Here is a 19,097-nt window from a genome sequence, read left to right as displayed (position 1 = left end):
GCCATGACCTTCTCCATTGTTGGCCGCTGCGCCGAAACCGGCCAGCTGGGCATTGCCATCAGCTCTTCAAGCATCGCCGTCGGTGCTCGCTGCCCGTGGCTGCGCACGGGTGTCGGTGCGGTGTCGAGCCAGAACATCACCTTGCCGGCCCTCGGCCCGCAGATCCTCGATGGCCTGGACGAAGGCCTGGCGCCGCACCAGGCCCTGGACCGCGCCTTGACCCGCAACGGCTACAGCCAGTACCGCCAGGTGGCAGTGGTCGATGCCCAGGGCCGCACTGCGGTGTTCAGCGGCAATCATGCGCTGGGCATCAACCATGCCGTGGCCGGCGAACAATGCGTGGCCGCCGGCAACCTGCTGGCCAACAGCGCGGTGATCGAGCGCATGGTCGAGGCCTTCGAGCGCAGCGAAGGCTGCCTGGCCGCGCGTTTGCTGACCGCCCTTGAGGCCGGCCAGGACGCCGGCGGCGAAGCCGGGGCGGTGCATTCGGCGGCGCTGTCGGTGGTCGGCGAGCTGGTCTGGCCGATCGTTGACCTGCGCGTCGACTGGGCTGAGGACAACCCCATCGGCGAATTGGGCAAGCTCTGGAACGCCTATGAGCCGCAGTTGCAGGACTACCTGACCCGCGCCCTCAACCCGACCCTGGCGCCAAGCTACGGAGTGCCGGGCGATGAGTGAGCTGCGCAGCCGTGCATTGTTGGCCAGCCTGATCGGCTTTGCCACGGTCAGCCGCGATTCGAACCTGGCCCTGATCGAGTTCGTCCGCGACTACCTGCACGGCCTGGGCGTGAGCTGCGAGCTGATCTACAACACGCAGCGGACCAAGGCCAACCTGCTGGCCAGCATTGGCCCGGCAGTGGCGGGCGGTGTGGTGCTGTCGGGCCATACCGATGTGGTGCCGGTGGACGGCCAGGCGTGGACAGTCGAGCCGTTCAGCCTCACCGAGCGCGACGGCAAGCTGTACGGCCGCGGCGCCGCCGACATGAAAGGCTACCTGGCTTCGGTACTGGCAGCGGTGCCGGTGTTTCTTAAAAGCCCGCTGCGCCGGCCGGTGCACCTGGCGTTCTCGTATGACGAGGAAGTCGGCTGCCTGGGCGTACGCAGCCTGCTCGAGGTACTGCCCCAGCGCATCGCGCAACCGGCCTTGTGCCTGATTGGCGAGCCGACCGAGCTCAAACCGGTGCTTGGCCACAAGGGCAAGCTGGCCATGCGTTGCCATGTACACGGCGCGCCGTGCCATTCAGCCTATGCGCCGTATGGCGTCAACGCCATCGAACAGGCGGCGCGGCTGATCGCTCGCCTGGGCGAGATCGGCCAGCGCCTGGCCGCGCCGCAGCATCACGATCAACGCTTTGACCCGGCGTTTTCCACCGTGCAGGTCGGGGTGATCCAGGGCGGTACGGCGCTGAACATCGTCCCGGCCGATTGCCGCTTCGACTTTGAGGTGCGTGCCTTGCCGGCGTTCGAACCGCAGGCGGTGGTGGACGAGCTGCACACCTACGCGCAGCACACCCTGCTGCCGGCCATGCAGGCGATCAAGGCTGATACGGCGATCCGCTTCGAAGCACTCTCGGCCTACCCGGGCCTGGCCACCGCACCTGAGAGCGGCGCAGCGCAACTGGTCTCTCAGCTGTGTGGCAGCGATGCCTTCAGCACCGTGGCCTTTGGCACCGAAGGCGGCCTGTTCGATGAGGCCGGAATCCCGGCGGTGGTGTGCGGGCCGGGCAGCATGGAGCAGGGTCACAAGCCGGATGAATTTGTCAGCGTCGAGCAGATGGCGGCCTGTGACCGCCTGATGGATCGCCTGGCCGAATACCTCTCCAACAACGGATAACAACAAGGAGTCTGCAGTGAACGATTTCAACCAGTGGACCAGCCTGGCGCAACAGCAGCGCCTGATCGACAGCGCATTTATTCAAGGCGAGGCCTGTCAGGCCGCAAGCGGCGCACGATTCGAGGTGATCAACCCGGCCACCGGCACATTGCTGGCCCAGGTCGCCGCTTGCGGCCAGGCCGAGGTTGACCTGGCCGTGCGCAGCGCCCGCCAGGCCTTCGAACAAGGCCCTTGGGCAAAGATGGCGCCCGGCGAGCGTAAGGCCGTGCTGTTGCGCCTGGCGCAGTTGATGCTCGAGCACCGCGCCGAACTGGCCTTGCTCGACTCGCTGAGCATGGGCAAGCCGGTGATGGATGCCTGGAACATCGACGTGCCGGGCGCGGCCCAGGTGTTCACCTGGTACGGCGAAAGCCTCGACAAGCTCTACGACCAGGTGGCGCCGACCGCCAGCAATGCCCTGGCGACCATCACCCGCGTGCCGCTGGGGGTGATCGGGGCGGTGGTGCCGTGGAATTTCCCGCTGGACATGGCCGCCTGGAAACTCGCCCCGGCGTTGGCCGCCGGTAACAGCGTGGTGCTCAAGCCCGCCGAGCAGTCGCCGTTCTCGGCGCTGCGCCTGGCAGAGCTTGCGATTGAAGCGGGCCTGCCCAAGGGCGTGCTCAACGTGGTGCCGGGGCTGGGCGAGGAGGCCGGTCGCGCCCTGGGCCTGCACATGGACGTCGATGCCCTGGTGTTTACCGGCTCCACCGAAGTCGGCAAGTACTTCATGCAATACGCCGCGCAGTCGAACCTCAAGCAGGTGTGGCTGGAATGCGGCGGCAAGAGCCCGAACCTGGTGTTCGCCGATTGCCAGGACCTGGACCTGGCGGCCGAGAAAGCCGCGTTCGGCATCTTCTTCAACCAGGGCGAAGTCTGCTCGGCCAACTCGCGCCTGCTGGTACAGCGCTCGATCGCCGACGCGTTCATCGAGCGGCTGATCGTCAAGGCGCGCCAGTGGCTGCCGGGCAACCCGCTGAACCCGGCAAGCCGCGCCGGGGCCATTGTCGACAGCCGCCAGGCGCAGCGGATCATGCACTACATCGAGCAGGCCCAGGCTGAAGGCGCGCAACTGGTGTGTGGTGGTCGACAGCTGAGTTTCGACGGTTCGAGCAACTTCATCGAGCCGACGATTTTTACCGGCGTCACCGCCGACATGACCCTGGCCCGCGAAGAAGTGTTCGGCCCGGTGCTGGCGGTCAGCGTGTTCGATGACGAAGACCAGGCGGTGGCCATGGCCAACGATCACATCTATGGCCTGGCGGCGTCGCTGTGGACCGACGACCTCAACCGCGCCCACCGCGTCGCCCGGCGGCTGAATGCCGGCACGGTGTCGGTCAATACCGTCGATGCCCTGGACGTCTGCGTGCCCTTTGGCGGCGGCAAGCAGTCGGGCTTTGGCCGCGACCTGTCGTTGCATTCGTTCGACAAGTACACGCAGTTGAAAACGACCTGGATTCAGCTGCGCGGCTGATGGCCTGTGGGAGCGGGCTTGACCCGCGATGAGGCCAGCACAGGCAACACCTAATAACAACAATTCGGAGCACCCGATGAACAGCAATGCAAGCGTGCAAACCGGCGCCCTGGCGCCGCCAGCAAGTCGCAAGAAACTCGGCCTTACCGCGCTGCTGGCGGTGGCCATCGGCCTGGTGGTGTCCCAGGGCGTCATGGTGCTGATGCTGCAAGGCGTCGGCATCGCCGGCCTGGGCTTTATCGTGCCGCTGGGCCTGGCTTACCTGCTGGCCCTGAGTTACGCCTGTTCGTTCTCGGAACTGGCGCTGATGATCCCCCGCGCCGGCAGCCTGAGCAGCTACACCGAAGTCGCCATCGGCCAGTTCCCGGCGATCCTCGCGACCTTTTCCGGCTATATCGTGGTGGCGATGTTCGCGCTGTCGGCCGAGCTGTTGCTGATGGAGTTCATCATCGACAAGGTCTACCCACACTCGATGCCACCGCTTACCGTGGCCCTGGGTGTACTGGCGCTGTTCACTGTGCTCAACCTGTTCAACATCGACATCTTCGCCCGCCTGCAAACCGTGCTGGCGGTGGTGATGACCGTGGTGCTGCTGGTGATGGGCCTGAGCGCGATGAACAGCGACATCGTCGCGCCCAACCCGGCGCTGTTCGACAGCGCCCACTGGAACCCGTTGGGCCTGGGGGTGATCGCCCTGACCGCGATGGCGGTGTGGGGCTTTGTCGGCGCCGAGTTCGTCTGCCCGCTGGTAGAAGAAACCCGCCGCCCGGAGCGCAACATCCCGGGCTCGATGATGCTCGGCCTGACCATCATCTTCGTGATCATCTGCCTGTACGGCCTGGGCGCCTTGCTCACCGTGCCGCAGGCGGAGCTGGCCAGCAACGGCCTGCCGCATTACCTGTTCGCCACCACGGTGTTCGGGGAAGCCGGCAAAGTGTTTTTGGTTACCGCCGCGATCACCGCCACCTGCAGCACCCTCAACAGTTCGCTGGCGGCGATCCCGCGCATGCTTTATGGCATGGCCCGCAACGGCCAGGCCTTCGGCGTGTTCAAGCGCCAGGGCAAGCGCACCGGCGCGCCCTGGGTGGCGGTGCTGTTCATTGCCGCGGTCACCGGCCTGCCATTGCTGCTGATGCACGACCATGCCGATGCCATCAATCAGCTGCTGTTGTCGGCCGCCCTGGCCTGGCTGCTGGCCTACATCATCACCCACGTCAACGTCATTGCCCTGCGCCGGCGCTACCCGCAGGTGGCGCGGCCGTTCCGCACGCCGTTCTACCCGCTGCCGCAGCTGTTTGGCATCGCCGGCATGCTGTTTGCGATCTGGAACGTCTCGCCCAGCCCGGACATGACCTTTTCGATTTTTGCCTACGCAGGCCTGGTGCTGCTGATCGTCTCGATCATCGCCGTGCTGTGGATCAAGGGCGTGATGGGCAAGCCACTGTTCAAGCCCGAGCCGCTGGCAAGCGTGCTGGGCACTCAAACCGATAAAGACCCGCAAGGAGATTCGCAATGACCGCTCACGTCAAACCTGCCCGTAGCACCGGCGATTACCAGGCAGCGGATGCCGCGCACCACATTCATGCCTTTCTCGACCAGAAGGCGCTGAACGCTGAAGGCCCGCGGGTGATCGTCCGTGGCGAAGGCCTGGCATTGTGGGACAACGACGGCAAGCGCTACCTGGACGGCATGTCGGGGCTGTGGTGTACCAACCTCGGCTATGGCCGCAAGGACCTGGCCGCAGCCGCCAGCCAGCAGCTGGAGCAGCTGCCGTACTACAACATGTTCTTCCACACCACCCACCCGGCGGTGGTCGAGCTCTCGGAGCTGTTGTTCAGCCTGCTGCCGGCGCACTACAGCCACGCGATCTACACCAACTCCGGCTCCGAAGCCAACGAGGTGCTGATCCGTACCGTGCGCCGCTACTGGCAGATCCTCGGCAAGGCGCAGAAGAAGATCATGATCGGCCGCTGGAACGGCTACCACGGCTCGACCCTGGGCGCCACAGCGCTGGGCGGGATGAAGTTCATGCATGACATGGGCGGGGTGATCCCCGATGTTGCGCACATTGACGAGCCGTACTGGTTTGCCCACGAGGGCGACCTGACCCCGGCCGAATTCGGCCTGCGCGCGGCGCGCCAACTGGAAGAGAAGATCCTCGAACTTGGCGCCGACAACGTCGCCGCGTTTGTTGCCGAACCCTTCCAGGGCGCCGGCGGCATGATCTTCCCGCCAGAAAGCTACTGGCCAGAAATTCAGCGCATCTGCCGGCAGTACGACGTGCTGCTGTGCGCCGATGAAGTCATCGGCGGCTTTGGCCGTACCGGCGAGTGGTTCGCCCACCAGCATTTTGGTTTCGAGCCCGACACCCTGTCGATCGCCAAGGGCCTGACCAGCGGCTACATCCCCATGGGCGGCCTGATCCTGTCCAAACGCATGGCCGAGGTGCTGGTGGAGCAGGGCGGGGTATTCGCCCACGGCCTGACCTATTCCGGTCACCCGGTGGCGGCAGCGGTAGCAATTGCCAACCTCAAGGCGCTGCGCGACGAAGGCATCGTCAGCCGCGTCAAGCACGAGACCGGCCCCTACCTGCAGCGTTGCCTGCGCGAAGTGTTCGGCAACCACCCGCTGATTGGCGAGGTGCAGGGCGCAGGCCTGGTTGCGGCCTTGCAGTTCGCCGAAGACAAGGCCAGCCGCAAGCGCTTTGCCAACGAAAACGACATGGCCTGGCGTTGCCGCACCCTCGGTTTTGAAGAGGGCCTGATCATTCGCTCGACCCTGGGCCGGATGATCATGGCCCCGGCCCTGGTGGCCAGCCACGCCGACATCGATGAACTGGTCGACAAGACCCGTACCGCTGTAGACCGTACCGCCCGCGAATTCGGTCGCCTGTAAACCCAAAAGTGGCCGGCGCGCGCGGGCGTGCCGGCCTATTAGAGGAACCGCTTCATGTCCAGATCCTTGCGTTGCTGTGTTCCCTTTGCCCTGGTTGTGCTGTGCAGCGCGGTGTCGGCTGCGCCGCAGAACCTCACCGTCATCTCCTTTGGCGGCGCCACCAAGCAGGCCCAGGACAAGGCCTACTTCCAACCTTTCAACGCCAGCGGCGCAGGACGCGTGGTTGCCGGCGAGTACAACGGTGAGCTGTCGAAAATCAAGGCCATGGTCGATGTCGGCCATACCAGCTGGGACGTGGTCGAGGTCGAGAGCCCGGAGCTGTTGCGCGGCTGTGACGAAGGCCTGTTCGAGCGTCTCGATCCGGCGCGCTTCGGCGACCCGGCGCAGTTCGTCCCGGGTACCCTGAGCGAATGCGGGGTGGCCACCTACGTCTGGTCGATGGTCATGGCCTACGACAACGGCAAGCTGGCCAAGGCGCCGAGTTCCTGGGCCGACTTCTGGAACGTTGCCGACTTCCCCGGCAAGCGCGGCTTGCGCAAGGGTGCCAAGTACACCCTGGAGATCGCCTTGCTCGCCGACGGGGTCAAGCCCGAGCAGCTGTATGAAGTGCTCGGTACGCCGCAAGGGGTGAGCCGCGCCTTTGCCAAACTGGACCAGATCAAGGGCAATATCCAGTGGTGGGAAGCCGGCGCGCAACCGGCGCAGTGGCTGATTGCCGGTGACGTGGTCATGAGCGCGGCCTACAACGGCCGGATCGCCTCGGCACAGAAGGAGGGCATGAAGCTCAGTATCGTCTGGCCGCAAAGCCTGTACGACCCGGAATACTGGGCGGTGGTCAAGGGCACGCCGAACAAGGCCCTGGCCGAGGACTTCATTGCCTTTGCCAGCCAGCCACAGACCCAGAAGGTGTTTTCCGAGGAGATTCCCTACGGGCCGGTGCACCGCGAGGCGCTGAAGCTGCTGCCGGCGAATGTCCAGCAACAGTTGCCGACCGCCGAGGCCAACCTGGCCGGGGCGCGGGCGGTGGATGCCGGGTTCTGGGTGGACCATGGCGAGGAGCTGGAGCAGCGCTTCAACGCCTGGGCTGCGCGCTGAATTCATCGCGGGTCAAGCCCGCTCCCACAGATAATGTGGGAGCGGCGGTGCGACGCCTCGACTTGACCCGCGATGCTGTAGAACCCTAAGCCAGCCAGGCAGCAAACTGCTCCTTGCAGTAATCGACAAACAACTGCGCAGGCTTGGTCAGCTGCGCACGCTTGAGCCAGCCGGCCACCAGCGCGGAGCCGGTGACATCCTCGGCAATCTCCACACAGACCACTTCCTGGCCATCATAGGTGCTGTGGCCATGGGGCTTGGTCACCAGCAGGGCAAAGCCAAAGCCCTGGCCGACCATGCCGCGGACCATCTCGATCGACGGTGAGCTGAAGACGATGTTCGGGCTCAGCTGCAGTTCTTCGAAAATACTCACGAAGTAAGTGCGGCTGGGCTGCACGTCGAGGAGGATCATCGGCTCCAGCGCCAGGTCCCTGATCGAGACCTGCTTCTGCCCGGCAAAGCGATGGCCCGCCGGCACTAGCGCATAGGGGCGCTGGGGCGCGGTCAGGGCTTCGGTTTCAATGGTGCTGTCCAGGTCATGTTCGTAGAAGATCGCCAGGTCGAAGCGCCCGCCGGTCAGGCCTTGCACCAATTCCTGCTGCTCGCCGTCCTGCAGGCGGATCTCCACCCCCGGAAAACGCTGGCGAAAGCCTGCGATCAAACGCGGCAGGTAGAGCGGGGCGACGGTCTCGAAGCAGCCGATGTCGATCTGGCCACAGACCACGTCGTTGTCGGCCAGGGCGTTCTGCTCGAACTCGCGGGCCATACGCAGCAGTTCCTGGGCCTTGCGGTAGAAGCGTGCGCCACCGGGGGTCAGCGACACGCCCTGGGCGTGATGGCGGATGAACAGCTGCACGCCGAAGCTGTCTTCCAGGCCCTTGACCGCCGTCGAAATCGACGGCTGGGCGATGTACAGCTTGCGCGACGCCTCGGCGACGCTGCCGCATTCAACGGTGGTGACGAAATACTTCAGTTGACGCAAGGTATAGGACGCCACAGTGCACCTCTGGCTGATTATTTTGCTACACGATACCCCCAGGACGGCCCGGTGCTGCAGCGGATTTTGCTGGCCATTGAGCATATTTACCCGGGCCTGCCGTTGATCGCCTGGGTGGCACTGCGGACCCGCGCACAGCCTCGAACCTGTACGGCGCGCATTTCTTGCGCCGCTCTTGCGAGGTAACTGCCATGAGCCAGCCACGTCCCGACGATGAACCCCTGTGGAAAGATCCGCTGAACAACCCGCAACGCGAGCACGATCCGCTCAGCGACCCGAATGTCTCTGACCCGCAGCGGCGCGACCAGCCCGAGGACGTCGAGCGGGTGCCCGACGACCAGCCCCTGGACGATCGCCTGCCCGAACCCGACCAGCCGACCCCGCTGTCGGACGAACGCCGCTAATCGGCGCTCAGCTCGTGCACTTGCCAGCGCACCGAGCTGACGCCTTTCTCCAGGCTCACCCGGCTGACCAGGCGTTCCAGCTGGGTGGGCGCATCGGGGCTGCCCATCAGCTCGGCGCGTACTTCCAGCTTGGCCGGGTTGGCCAGGTCTTCACTGTGCAGCGACTGCAGGCGCAGGCCGCCGTTGCCGAAGCTGTGCAGCATCAGGCTGCGCACCTGGATTTCATCCTCGGCGCGGCAGGTGATGCGCACCTCGAAGCGCTGCTCGGCCTCGTTGGCCGGCAGCACGTCCTGATGATTCAGACGCTGGGCGATGTCGCGCAGCAGGATATTGGCGCAGAGCACCACGCAGCTGCCCAGCGCCGCCTCCAGCAACAGCCCCAGGCTGCACAGCACGCCAATGGCGGCGGTGCACCAGAGCGTCGCAGCGGTGTTCAGCCCGCGTACGTTGAGGCCGTCGCGCATGATCACACCACCGCCCAGAAAGCCGATGCCCGAGACCACATAGGCGGCAACCCGTGAAGCGTCGGTGGCGGCCATGCCCGGCACCGCCTGGGTCATCAGCACGAACAGGCAGGCGCCGGTGCTGACCAGGGCATTGGTGCGCAGGCCGGTCAGGCGCTGACGCAGTTGACGTTCGGCGCCAATCAGCGCCCCGAGTACCAGCGCGACGGTGACGCGCAGCAGAAATACTTTCCAATCCATAGCAAACCTCGAATCCACGGCAATACGCCGCGTTGTCATCGCCAGTGGGCGATGTACGTGAACAAAGAGAATGCGCAGGGCCACGGGCCTTCAACACCGGTGAAGGTGCAAGGTGTGCGGGAAGGAGAATGAGGATTTGTCATCCACAAGGGATGCGAATCGCCACTGACCGCCATGTTCGGCGTGCCAGTGACAGGGGGAACCTGCTGTACTAGCGCGCCGTGTGGACCTGTCGCAATCGACTAGGGCTACTGTCCAATGCAGGACTCCTGTGTAGGCATGCAAAAATGCGGGCGAGAAACTAACCCTCGGGCAGCGCAGGGTCAAGGGTAAAAACATGACAAATAGTGCATCGACAGCGGCTCGTTCCATATCAGCGGCTATTTCGAGGAAACCAAGCTGCCGCGCATCCACCCGGGCAGCAAGGTCGACATCGCCCTGATGAGCGGCGAACGCTTCCAGGGCACGGTGCAGAGCATCGCCTACGCCATCACCGACCGCGAAAACGCCCCTGGCAACCGCCTGCTGGCCAACATCAACCCCAGCTACACCTGGGTGAAGCTGGCCCAGCGGGTGCCGGTGCGCATCGACATCGACCCAGGCTTTGCCGGCAAAGCCGACCTGCGGGCCGGTACCACGGCGACGGTGACGGTGCGCGAATAGGGTCGAGGTGGTAGGCTTTGCGGCGTTTCTGCCCAGCCACGCGAAGCTCGACGCATGATCCTCAACCTCGCTGTATTTCTCTGCACCCTGACGGCCATGGAGGGCATCGGCTACCTGGCGCATCGCTACATCATGCACGGCTGGGGCTGGTTCCTGCATCGCTCGCACCATGAGCCGCACCTGGGGGCGCTGGAAACCAACGACGTCTATCTGCTGGCCCTGGCCCTGATCGCCTTGGCCCTGGTGGCCATCGGCCGCGCCGGGCATGCGCCGTTGCAGTGGGTGGGGGCGGGCGTGGCGGCGTTCGGGGTGATCTACGTGATCGTCCATGACGGCATCGTCCACCGCCACTGGCCGTTTGCGCCACGGCCGCGCAACCGTTACCTCAAGCGCTTGTACCGCGCGCACCTGCTCCACCACGCGCTCAAGGGGCGGGACAACAATGTCTCGTTCGGCTTTTTGTATGCGCCGCCGCTGCGTCGCTTGAAGCAGCAACTGCGGGCGCGCTCCCGCAGGTAGAGTGCATAGGCTCTGCGCGCAATTTCATACAAGATTCCGACAACCCAGTAGCAGTAGGCTGGCCAGGTTCCCACCTCAAGGCCACCTGCCATGCCCGTATCCCCTTATCAGCGCCTCGAACAACTGGGCATCACCCTGACGCCGCCCAGCCCGCCGGCTGCCGCTTATCTGCCGTGGGTGCAGAGCGGTAACCTGTTGTTCATTTCCGGGCATATCGCCAAGCAGGGCGGGGCCCCCTGGGTCGGCCAGCTTGGCCGCGAACTGGACACCGCCACCGGGCAAAAAGCCGCGCGAATGGTCGGCCTCGACCTGCTCGGCACCTTGCTCGCCGCCACCGGCGACTTGAACCGCATCCACAAAGTGGTCAAGCTGCTGTGCCTGGTCAACAGCAGCAGTGAGTACAGCGAACAGCACCTGGTCGCCAATGGCTGCTCGCAGCTGTTCGAAGAAGTCTTCGGCGAGCGCGGCAAGCATGCCCGCAGCGCCTTCGGTGCCAGCCAGATCCCGCTGGGCGCCTGTGTCGAAATAGAACTGATCGTTGAATTGACCAGTGGAGAAACCTTATGAGCCTGCACATCGAAACCCCGCTGGTGGCTTCCCGGCCGTTGAGCCTGGCCAGTGGCCTGGAGGTCTGGCTGAAGCTCGACGCGCTGCAGCCCTCCGGCTCGTTCAAGCTGCGCGGCATCGGCGCTGCCTGTGAAGCCTATGCCCAGCAGGGCAAGCGCCGCTTCGTGTCGTCTTCGGGCGGCAATGCCGGTATCGCCGTGGCCGTGGCCGGGCGCATTCTCGGCCTGGCGGTGACCGTGGTGGTGCCGGAGACCACCACCGAGCGGGCCAAGCAACTGATTCGTCAGGAGCAGGCCGAGGTGATCGTGCATGGCAAGGCCTGGCACGAGGCCAATGCCCTGGCGCTGTCGCTGATGGGCGAGGATGACGCCTATATCCACCCCTTCGACGACCCGCTGCTGTGGCAAGGCCACGCGAGCATGATCGACGAGGTCGCCGCTACCCGCTTCAAGCCCGATGCGGTAGTGGTCGCGGTCGGCGGCGGTGGTTTGTTGTCGGGGGTCTGTGAGGGCCTGGCGCGCAACGGCTGGGGCCAGGTGCCGGTGTTTGCCGTAGAAACCAGCGGCGCCGCATCGCTGGCCGCGGCCATGGCGCAAAAGCAGCTGGTGGCGCTGGACGGGGTCAACACCGTGGCCACTTCGCTGGCGGCCAAGCAAGTGTGCCAGCGCGCCTTCGAGTGGAGCCAGGAGCGGCCGGTGGTCAGCCATGTGGTCAGTGACCAGGCGGCGCTGGAGGCCTGCGAGCAGTTCCTGCTCGACCAGCGCATCCTGGTCGAGCCCGCCTGCGGTGCAGCCCTGGCCCTGGCGTACGCGCCCACGGCCGAGCTCAAGCAGCACCAGAAGGTGCTGGTGATCGTGTGTGGCGGCGTCACCGCAACCCTCGACCAGATCCGCCAATGGCGCGCGGCCTGCTAGTTGGATAGCGTCGTCCATCAGGCTCCCGGGCATCCAGGCGTACGCCTGATCGATGCCCGTTACCAGCAATTTGCCTTTCCCCGGCATTTTCACCTGGAGTACCACATCGGCCTGATCGTCACCGGCCAGCAGCGTTACGCCGCCGGCGGCACACGCCAGCTGGCCGGGGCCGGGGACATCCTGCTGATGGCCCCGGAGCACGTGCACGACGGCGCCAGTGCCGATGACCAGGGCTACGGCATCCGTATCCTGACCCTCGATCCTGGCTGGCTGGCCGAGGTCAGCCGTGACCTGAGCGACGGCCGCCAGGGCCTGCCCAACCTCAATGCCTTGCAACTGCGCCACCCGCAGTTGCAGCAGCTGCTTAATGGTTTGCACCAGCAGCACGACCCGCTGGCGTTTGCAAGTCACCTGTGGGAAACCCTGGCGCTGCTGTTCGGGCTGGGTTCCACCCTCAAAGTGAACGAGCACAGCAACGGTTTTGATCCACAGCGTTGGCGGCAGTTGCGTGAATGGCTGGAGTCGCGCCTGGATCAGCCGCCGAGCCTGGAAGAAATGGCTGCATTCGTTGATTTGAGCCCTTGGCAGCTATTGCGCCGCTTTCGCAATCACTGCGGCTTGCCGCCCCAGCAATGGTTGACCCACCTGCGTCTGGAGCGGGCCTTGCCGCGGGTGCTGGCCGGGCAGCCCTTGAGTGAAATTGCCCTGGACCTGGGCTTCTACGACCAGGCCCATTTCAGCCGCCTGTTTCGCCGCACTTACGGCGCGCCACCGCGGGGCCTGAAGGTGCTTAAGCGCTAACCCGGGCGTATTCTCAGCGCCTGGGCACATCACCGGCAACCGTGGTCCGGAACATCTCGCGGCGCATGCCATGGTAGTCAGCGATCGGCAGGTGCCAGGTGCTGCGGTTGTCCCAGATCGCCAGGGTTCCCTGACGCCAGCGCATGCGGCAGGTAAAAGCGGGTGCGCTGGCCAGGTTGAACAGGTAGTCGAGCAGCGGCCTGGCTTCTTCGCTGCGCAAACCCTGGATGCCAACGGTGTAGGCAGGGTTGATGAACAGCACCTTCTCGCCGGTTTGCGGATGACGGGTCACCAGCGGGTGGCTGCGCATGTCCTGCGAGGTGTCGCTGCCATAGTGGATGGCCATGTTTTCCAGCAGGGCGTTGTGGTTGGCGCCGACCCCGTAGGCCCGCTCGGGGCTGTGCAGTGCATCGAGAGTGTCCAGCAGCGCCTGCATGCCCGCTGACAGCCATTGATAGGCCAGTGCCAGGTTGGCGTAGCAGGTATCGCCACCGTAAGGCGGGATGTCGTGGCCGTAGAGCAGGGTGTAGGCCGGCGGGCGCTGCTGGAAGGTCCAGTCGCTGTGCCAGGCGCCACCGAACACGAAGGGCGCCTTCTCGTCGGCCTCCTTGACCACGTGCACCACGTGCGGATGGTCAACCATGGTAGTCACGTAGGGCTCGCGGCCGAATTCGCCGAACTGTCGGGTGACCCGTTCAAGGTCGGCAATGCGCAGGTTCTGCTCGCGAATGAACAATACCTTGTGCGCCAGCAGCGCCTGGCGCAGTTCTACCCAGCCTGCGTCCTCCAGGCGGTTCAGGTCGAGGCCCTCGACGTCGGCACCGAGGGCGCCGGTGCTGGGCAAGACGCGCAAGTGGCGGTAATCGGCTGCGCGGTTGTGGTCGGGATGGCAGTAGATGAATTCGCTCATGACGGACACTCGTGTGGGCCTGCTGTCATCGGGATTGCAGTTCATCGCGCACCGCGGCTGCAACCGGGTCGGGGTCATGTCCACGGCTCACCCACCAGCCAAAGCCTGCCGCCGTAAAGAACATGATCAAGCTGTAGATTGCCGCCGGTATGGCCATGGTCGAGTTGTTCAGCAGGGTCGGGCTCAGCGCCAGGGCAATGGCCAGGGTGCCGTTGTGGATGCCGATCTCCATGCCGATGGCAATCGCCTGGCGCTTGGGGATTTTCAGCAGCCGTGGCAGCCAGTAGCCGACGCCCAGGCTCAGCAGGTTGAACAGCAGCGCCGCGCCGCCTACCACCGGGGCATAGTCGACGACGGTCTGCCAGTCCTTGACCATTGCCAGGACAATCGTGAATACCAGAAACAGCGCGGCGATGATCTTCATCGGCCGCTCCATGCGCATGGCAAAGCCCGGCGCCAGGCGGCGGATCAGCATGCCGATGGCCACCGGCACCAGGACAATGGCAAACACCTGCAGCACCTTGGCAAACTGCAGCGGGATGGCCTGGTCGGCGGCCATGAAGTAGGCCAGCGACAGGTTGACCAGCAGCGGCATGGTCAGGATCGCAATCAGCGAGTTGACCGCCGTCAGGGTCACGTTCAAGGCTACGTCACCATGGGCCAGGTGGCTGAACAGGTTGGCGGTGGTGCCGCCAGGGGATGCGGCCAGCAGCATCAGACCGACCGCCAAAGCAGGGGCCAGGCCAAAGCCCTTGGCGATCAGAAAGCAAATGAACGGCAGCAGCAGGATCTGGCAGGCCAGGCCGATCAGCACCGGCCGGGGGAACTTCACCACCCGGGCAAAATCGGCCAGGGTCAGGGTCAGCCCCAGGCCGAGCATGATGAAACCCAGGGCGATGGGCAGGAAGGCACTGAGCAAGGGCGATGCAGTCATGGCGCGGACTCACAAGAAGGCGGTGTCCGCCAGTGTAGGCAAGGATTTCGATATCCATTACAGATGTTGCGGTTTATGCCCGGCAAACAGTAGCATCGCCGCTTTTGCCCCAGGACCCGATACCCGATGCAGTTTCAGCCAGGCATTCTCGCCGCCCCCGTTCCCGCCCAGGCCCGCCACCTGTTCTTCACCTTGCACTCGCCCGCTGCATTGCCGGGCGTGCTCGATGCGCTGCTGCAGCAGGTTGATGGCAGCCGTGTGGTAGCCGGTTTCGGCGCGCCGCTGGTGCAGGCCCTGGGTGGCAGCATCGACGGCCTGCGCGGGTTTCCGCAGCTGACCGCGGCAGTCGACAACCCCTGCACCCAGCACGACCTGTGGCTGTGGCTGCGCGGTGACGACCGTGGCGAGCTGTGGCTGCACAGCCAGGCGCTTGAGCAACTGCTGGCCCCGGCCTTGAAACGGGTCGAGGCCACCGATGCCTTCCGCCACAAGAGCGGCCACGACCTGACCGGCTATGAAGACGGCACCGAGAACCCGGTGGAAGACGCCGCCGTCGAAGCGGCGATCCTTGCCAGCGAGGTACCAGGCTTGAACGGTTCGAGCTTTGCCGCGTTCCAGCTGTGGCGCCATGACCTCAATTGTTTCAAAGCTTTGCCGCAAGCCGAACAGGACGACATCATCGGCCGGCGCAAGGCCGACAACGAAGAGCTCGACGACGCGCCGGAGTCGGCCCACGTCAAGCGCACCGCCCAGGAAAGCTTCGCCCCCGAGGCCTTTATCGTCCGCCGCTCGATGCCCTGGGCAGACGAGCGTGGTGCCGGCCTGGCGTTCCTGGCCTTCGGTCACTCGTTTGATGCGTTCGAAGTGCAGCTGCGGCGCATGAGCGGCCTGGAAGATGGCGTGGTCGATGCCCTGTACCGCTTCAGCCGGCCGCTGACTGGCGGCTACTACTGGTGCCCGCCGCTGGGCGAGCATGGGTTGGATTTGAGCGCTGTGCTCGGGCGGTAGATCGATCGCGGGTCAAGTCGATGCAGACCTGTAGGAGCGGGCTTGACCCGCGATGAGGCCCGTACAAGTGTAAGAAAATTTTACGGACTTTTTACGAAGGTGCGTCAAGCACAAAGCCATACTGCCGGCGCATTTCTTCGAGACGTCTGACCGTGAGCCAAGCCGCAACTTCCGCAAGCGCCCATTCCCCCGTAAAAACTTCGTCACTGAGCCTGTTGATCGCCGCCGCCGGCGTGGTCTATGGCGATATCGGCACCAGCCCGCTGTACACCCTCAAAGAGGTCTTCGCCGGTCACTACGGCGTGCAGGCCAACCATGACGGTGTGCTCGGCATCCTCTCGCTGGTGTTCTGGTCGCTTATCTGGGTGGTGACCATCAAGTACGTGCTGTTCGTGCTGCGTGCCGACAACCAGGGCGAAGGCGGGATCATGGCCCTGACCGCCCTGGCGCGGCGGGCGGCGGCGCCGTACCCGCGCTTGAGCCGGGTGTTGGTGCTGCTCGGGCTGTTTGGCGCGGCCTTGTTTTACGGCGACAGCATGATCACTCCGGCGATTTCCGTGCTGTCGGCGGTGGAGGGGCTGCAACTGGCCTTTGACGGCATCGACCATTGGGTCGTGCCCTTGGCGGTGGTGGTGCTGGTGGCGCTGTTTCTGATCCAGAAGCATGGCACCGCACGCATCGGGATCATTTTCGGCCCGGTCATGGTGCTGTGGTTCAGCGTGCTTGGCGCGCTGGGCATCTATGGCATCGTCCAGCGCCCGGAAGTGCTGCTGGCGATGAACCCGGCCTGGGCGGTGAACTTCTTTATCGTCCACCCGGGCATGGGCGTGGCGATTCTTGGCGCGGTGGTTCTGGCCCTGACCGGCGCCGAGGCGCTGTATGCCGACATGGGCCATTTCGGCCGCAAGCCGATTGCCCGCGCCTGGATCCTGCTGGTGCTGCCGGGGCTGGTACTCAACTATTTCGGTCAGGGCGCGCTGATCCTCGGCAACCCCGAGGCGGTCCGCAACCCGTTCTACCTGCTGGCCCCGGACTGGGCGCTGCTGCCGATGATCGCCCTGGCCACCCTGGCGACCATCATTGCCTCCCAGGCGGTGATTTCCGGCGCCTTCTCGCTGACGCGCCAGGCGATTCAGCTGGGCTACGTGCCGCGCATGTTCATCCAGCACACCTCAAGCCAGGAGCAGGGTCAGATCTACATCGGCACGGTGAACTGGGCGCTGATGGTCGGCGTGGTGCTGCTGGTGATCGGCTTCGAGTCGTCCGGCGCCCTGGCGGCAGCCTATGGCGTGGCGGTCACTGGCACCATGTTGATCACCACCTTGCTGTCTTCGGCGGTGGTACTGCTGTTGTGGAAGGCTCCGCGCTGGCTGGCGCTGCCGTTGCTGTTGGGCTTTTTGCTGGTCGACAGCCTGTACTTTGCCGCCAACGCGCCGAAGATCTTCCAGGGCGGCGCCTTCCCGGTAATCGCCGGTATCGCCTTGTTCATTCTGATGACCACCTGGAAACGCGGACGCAAGATCATCGTCGAGCGCCTCGACGAATCGGCCTTGCCGCTGCCGCTGTTCATCAGCAGCCTGGCTGCGCAACCGCCGCACCGGGTGCAGGGCACTGCGGTGTTCCTCACCGCCCGCGCCGACGCCGTGCCCCACGCGCTGCTGCATAATCTGCTGCACAACCAGGTGTTGCACGAGCGGGTGGTGCTGCTCACCGTGGTGTCCCAGGACCGGCCGCGGGTGCCGGTGGCCCAGCGTTTTGAAGTACAGGCCTTTGGCGAGGGCTTCTATCGGGTCAACCTCAACTTCGGTTTTATCGAAGAACCCGACGTACCGGCGGCGCTGCAACTGTGCCACCTCAAGGAGCTGGATTTCAGCCCGATGGTGACTACCTACTTCCTCAGCCGCGAGACGGTGATCCCGACCAGGCGCATCGGCATGGCGCGTTGGCGCGAGGCGCTGTTCGCGTTCTTGCTGAAGAACGCCAACAGCAACCTCAAGTACTTCAACCTGCCGCTGAACCGGGTGATCGAGCTGGGCACCCAGGTCGAGATGTAGCCCAGGCCCTAGGCGGTGGCCGCTGTGGCCAGCGGCGCCGCCTTGCGCACCAGGCGCTGCAGGCGGCTGGCGATGGCAAAGCCGATCAACGCCAGCAGCATCATGGCGACGAACACATAGTTGTAGCCTTGCTGGCCGGGGAAGTGGTCAAGGAGCGCGCCGTAGCCGACGTAGGCGAACATCCCCGGCGCATAGCCGATCAGGCAGCCGATGCCAAAGGCGGAACCGGTGATGTGCGGGGCGATCCCGACTTCACCCATCGGCGCCCAGAACACCCCGCGCATGGAAAACACGATGAAGGCGAACGACAGCGTCGCGGCCATGCCGGCATAGATGAAGCCCGGGCTCTTGGGCACCAGAAGGATGATCGCCATCATCGGCAGCAGCGCCAGGAACGCCCACTTCAGGTAGCGGCTGGGGCTCTTGAAGTGCTTGTCGGCGATAAACCCGCCCGCCGGCCCACCGAGGATCTTCAGCATGTACTGGTTGATGATGCCGTAGGCGCCGACCAGTGCCACCGGCAGGCCGTAGACTTCCTTCAGGTAGGGGATGAAGTAGGTCAGGCCGCAGTAGACGATGTAGACCATGAACACGTTGAAGCTGACCAGCCAGATCGCCGGCACCTTGATTGCCTCCATAAGGTTGGCCAGCGGGTTCTTGGCGCTGGTCTGGGCCTGGGCCTGATTGCCTTTGAGCAAAAACCAGGTCAGCACCCCGGCGGCGATGTCGATCAGCGCGTAGAACAGGATCGCCGCTTTCAGGCCGTGTTCGCCGCTGCCCAGGGCAACGAACACGCCCAGCGCACTAAACGCCACCAGGGTGTCGACCACCCCGCGGCCGCCTTCGAGCAGGCCGAACATGCGCCCTTGTTCCTGGTCGTTGCCCAGGCCGCGAATGGCCTTGAGCAGCGCCGGCCAGTAGATGCAGTCGGCGCACACCGCCAGCAGGCAGAACACCAGCATCAGGCTGCTGAACGGCGGGAAGGTGGCCAGGTACAGGCCCAGGGCGCCGGTACCGATCAGGCCCAGGGGGATCAGCTTGCGGGTATCAAAACGGTCAGCGAGCATGCCGCCGACCACGAACAGGCCAGTGGCGATGATGGCGTTGGCGCTGAGCAGCAAGCCGATCTGGGTGTGCGAGAGGCCCATGAACTCCTGCATGGGTACGTAGAACGCATCCTTGAGGTTGGCCAGTTTGTAGACGGTGCCGCCACCGAGGATCAGTATCAGGAACTTGAACCATTTGGCCTTGTTTTGCGCAGTCATTGTTATTCTCCAGGCGTAGTGGG

General features: G+C 64.8%; 18 protein-coding genes and 1 pseudogene. 14 read left to right on the top strand and 5 right to left on the bottom strand.

Going from position 1 to position 19,097, the window contains the following annotated elements; genetic code table 11:
* Positions 1-3: 3 nt before the first annotated feature.
* The 6 genes from LOY37_RS13510 to LOY37_RS13485 all read left to right on the top strand — a co-directional run bounded on the left by LOY37_RS13510 (position 4) and on the right by LOY37_RS13485 (position 7,334).
* The gene (locus tag LOY37_RS13510) at positions 4-678 is read left to right on the top strand and encodes a DUF1028 domain-containing protein (RefSeq protein WP_093382838.1); all 675 of its coding nucleotides are present in this window, start codon (positions 4-6) and stop codon (positions 676-678) included.
* A complete protein-coding gene (argE, locus tag LOY37_RS13505; protein WP_258714934.1) occupies positions 671-1,834 on the top strand; it encodes an acetylornithine deacetylase in 1,164 nt (387 codons plus the stop codon). The genes LOY37_RS13510 and argE overlap by 8 nt, the downstream gene beginning before the upstream one ends.
* A 16-nt stretch (positions 1,835-1,850) precedes the next feature.
* Positions 1,851-3,344, top strand: coding sequence for an aldehyde dehydrogenase (locus tag LOY37_RS13500; protein ID WP_408980654.1), 1,494 nt, complete (start codon positions 1,851-1,853; stop codon positions 3,342-3,344).
* Positions 3,345-3,420: 76 nt separating this feature from the next.
* Complete coding sequence (locus LOY37_RS13495) at positions 3,421-4,860, top strand: APC family permease (protein WP_195884096.1); 1,440 nt, start codon at positions 3,421-3,423, stop codon at positions 4,858-4,860.
* Positions 4,857-6,239, top strand: coding sequence for an aspartate aminotransferase family protein (locus tag LOY37_RS13490; RefSeq protein WP_093382857.1), 1,383 nt, complete (start codon positions 4,857-4,859; stop codon positions 6,237-6,239). Before LOY37_RS13495 ends, LOY37_RS13490 begins: the two co-directional genes overlap by 4 nt.
* A 54-nt stretch (positions 6,240-6,293) precedes the next feature.
* Complete coding sequence (locus LOY37_RS13485; protein ID WP_045200927.1) at positions 6,294-7,334, top strand: ABC transporter substrate-binding protein; 1,041 nt, start codon at positions 6,294-6,296, stop codon at positions 7,332-7,334.
* Positions 7,335-7,419: 85 nt separating this feature from the next.
* Here LOY37_RS13485 and LOY37_RS13480 read toward each other — a convergent pair whose 3' ends face one another.
* Positions 7,420-8,331 carry a LysR substrate-binding domain-containing protein gene (locus tag LOY37_RS13480; protein ID WP_045200925.1) on the bottom strand — a complete coding sequence of 304 codons (912 nt, stop codon included), beginning with the start codon at positions 8,329-8,331 and terminating at the stop codon, positions 7,420-7,422.
* A gap of 191 nt (positions 8,332-8,522) precedes the next feature.
* On the opposite strand from LOY37_RS13480, the gene LOY37_RS13475 reads away from it, so the two are divergent.
* Positions 8,523-8,735, top strand: coding sequence for a hypothetical protein (locus tag LOY37_RS13475; protein WP_093382866.1), 213 nt, complete (start codon positions 8,523-8,525; stop codon positions 8,733-8,735).
* Here LOY37_RS13475 and LOY37_RS13470 read toward each other — a convergent pair.
* A complete protein-coding gene (locus LOY37_RS13470) occupies positions 8,732-9,439 on the bottom strand; it encodes an MgtC/SapB family protein (protein WP_045200921.1) in 708 nt (235 codons plus the stop codon). The genes LOY37_RS13475 and LOY37_RS13470 overlap by 4 nt on opposite strands.
* Before the next feature lie 351 nt (positions 9,440-9,790).
* Between LOY37_RS13470 and LOY37_RS13465 the strand changes: the two are divergent.
* The 5 genes and pseudogenes from LOY37_RS13465 to LOY37_RS13445 all read left to right on the top strand — a co-directional run.
* Positions 9,791-10,102: pseudogene (locus tag LOY37_RS13465) on the top strand (HlyD family secretion protein); the annotation flags it as partial.
* Between the two features lie 54 nt (positions 10,103-10,156).
* Positions 10,157-10,621 (top strand): sterol desaturase family protein, encoded by a 465-nt coding sequence (locus tag LOY37_RS13460; protein WP_258717163.1) that lies wholly within the window; start codon positions 10,157-10,159, stop codon positions 10,619-10,621.
* Positions 10,622-10,711: 90 nt separating this feature from the next.
* Positions 10,712-11,188 (top strand): RidA family protein, encoded by a 477-nt coding sequence (locus LOY37_RS13455; RefSeq protein WP_258717162.1) that lies wholly within the window; start codon positions 10,712-10,714, stop codon positions 11,186-11,188.
* Positions 11,185-12,102 (top strand): pyridoxal-phosphate dependent enzyme, encoded by a 918-nt coding sequence (locus tag LOY37_RS13450; protein ID WP_258717161.1) that lies wholly within the window; start codon positions 11,185-11,187, stop codon positions 12,100-12,102. Before LOY37_RS13455 ends, LOY37_RS13450 begins: the two co-directional genes overlap by 4 nt.
* Complete coding sequence (locus tag LOY37_RS13445; RefSeq protein WP_258717160.1) at positions 12,103-12,903, top strand: AraC family transcriptional regulator; 801 nt, start codon at positions 12,103-12,105, stop codon at positions 12,901-12,903. It abuts the gene before it with no gap.
* Positions 12,904-12,916: 13 nt separating this feature from the next.
* Here LOY37_RS13445 and LOY37_RS13440 read toward each other — a convergent pair whose 3' ends face one another.
* Both LOY37_RS13440 and LOY37_RS13435 read right to left on the bottom strand, forming a co-directional pair.
* The gene (locus LOY37_RS13440; RefSeq protein WP_258717159.1) at positions 12,917-13,813 is read right to left on the bottom strand and encodes a TauD/TfdA family dioxygenase; all 897 of its coding nucleotides are present in this window, start codon (positions 13,811-13,813) and stop codon (positions 12,917-12,919) included.
* Positions 13,814-13,838: 25 nt separating this feature from the next.
* Positions 13,839-14,747, bottom strand: a complete 909-nt coding sequence (locus tag LOY37_RS13435) for a bile acid:sodium symporter family protein (RefSeq protein WP_258597751.1) — start codon at positions 14,745-14,747, stop codon at positions 13,839-13,841.
* 126 nt (positions 14,748-14,873) lie between these two features.
* On the opposite strand from LOY37_RS13435, the gene LOY37_RS13430 reads away from it, so the two are divergent.
* On the top strand, positions 14,874-15,755 hold the full coding sequence (locus tag LOY37_RS13430) for a Dyp-type peroxidase (protein WP_258717158.1): 882 nt from the start codon (positions 14,874-14,876) through the stop codon (positions 15,753-15,755).
* A 152-nt stretch (positions 15,756-15,907) separates the two neighbouring features.
* Positions 15,908-17,809, top strand: coding sequence for a potassium transporter Kup (locus LOY37_RS13425; RefSeq protein ID WP_258717157.1), 1,902 nt, complete (start codon positions 15,908-15,910; stop codon positions 17,807-17,809).
* 8 nt (positions 17,810-17,817) lie between these two features.
* Here LOY37_RS13425 and LOY37_RS13420 read toward each other — a convergent pair whose 3' ends face one another.
* A complete protein-coding gene (locus tag LOY37_RS13420; RefSeq protein WP_123566718.1) occupies positions 17,818-19,074 on the bottom strand; it encodes an MFS transporter in 1,257 nt (418 codons plus the stop codon).
* Between the last annotated feature and the right edge of the window lie 23 nt (positions 19,075-19,097).

Source organism: Pseudomonas sp. B21-012, assembly GCF_024749305.1.
In the GTDB taxonomy this organism is placed as follows: domain Bacteria; phylum Pseudomonadota; class Gammaproteobacteria; order Pseudomonadales; family Pseudomonadaceae; genus Aquipseudomonas.
Note: the sequence above shows the minus strand (reverse complement) of the source record. Positions and strands in the feature narration are given on the sequence as shown.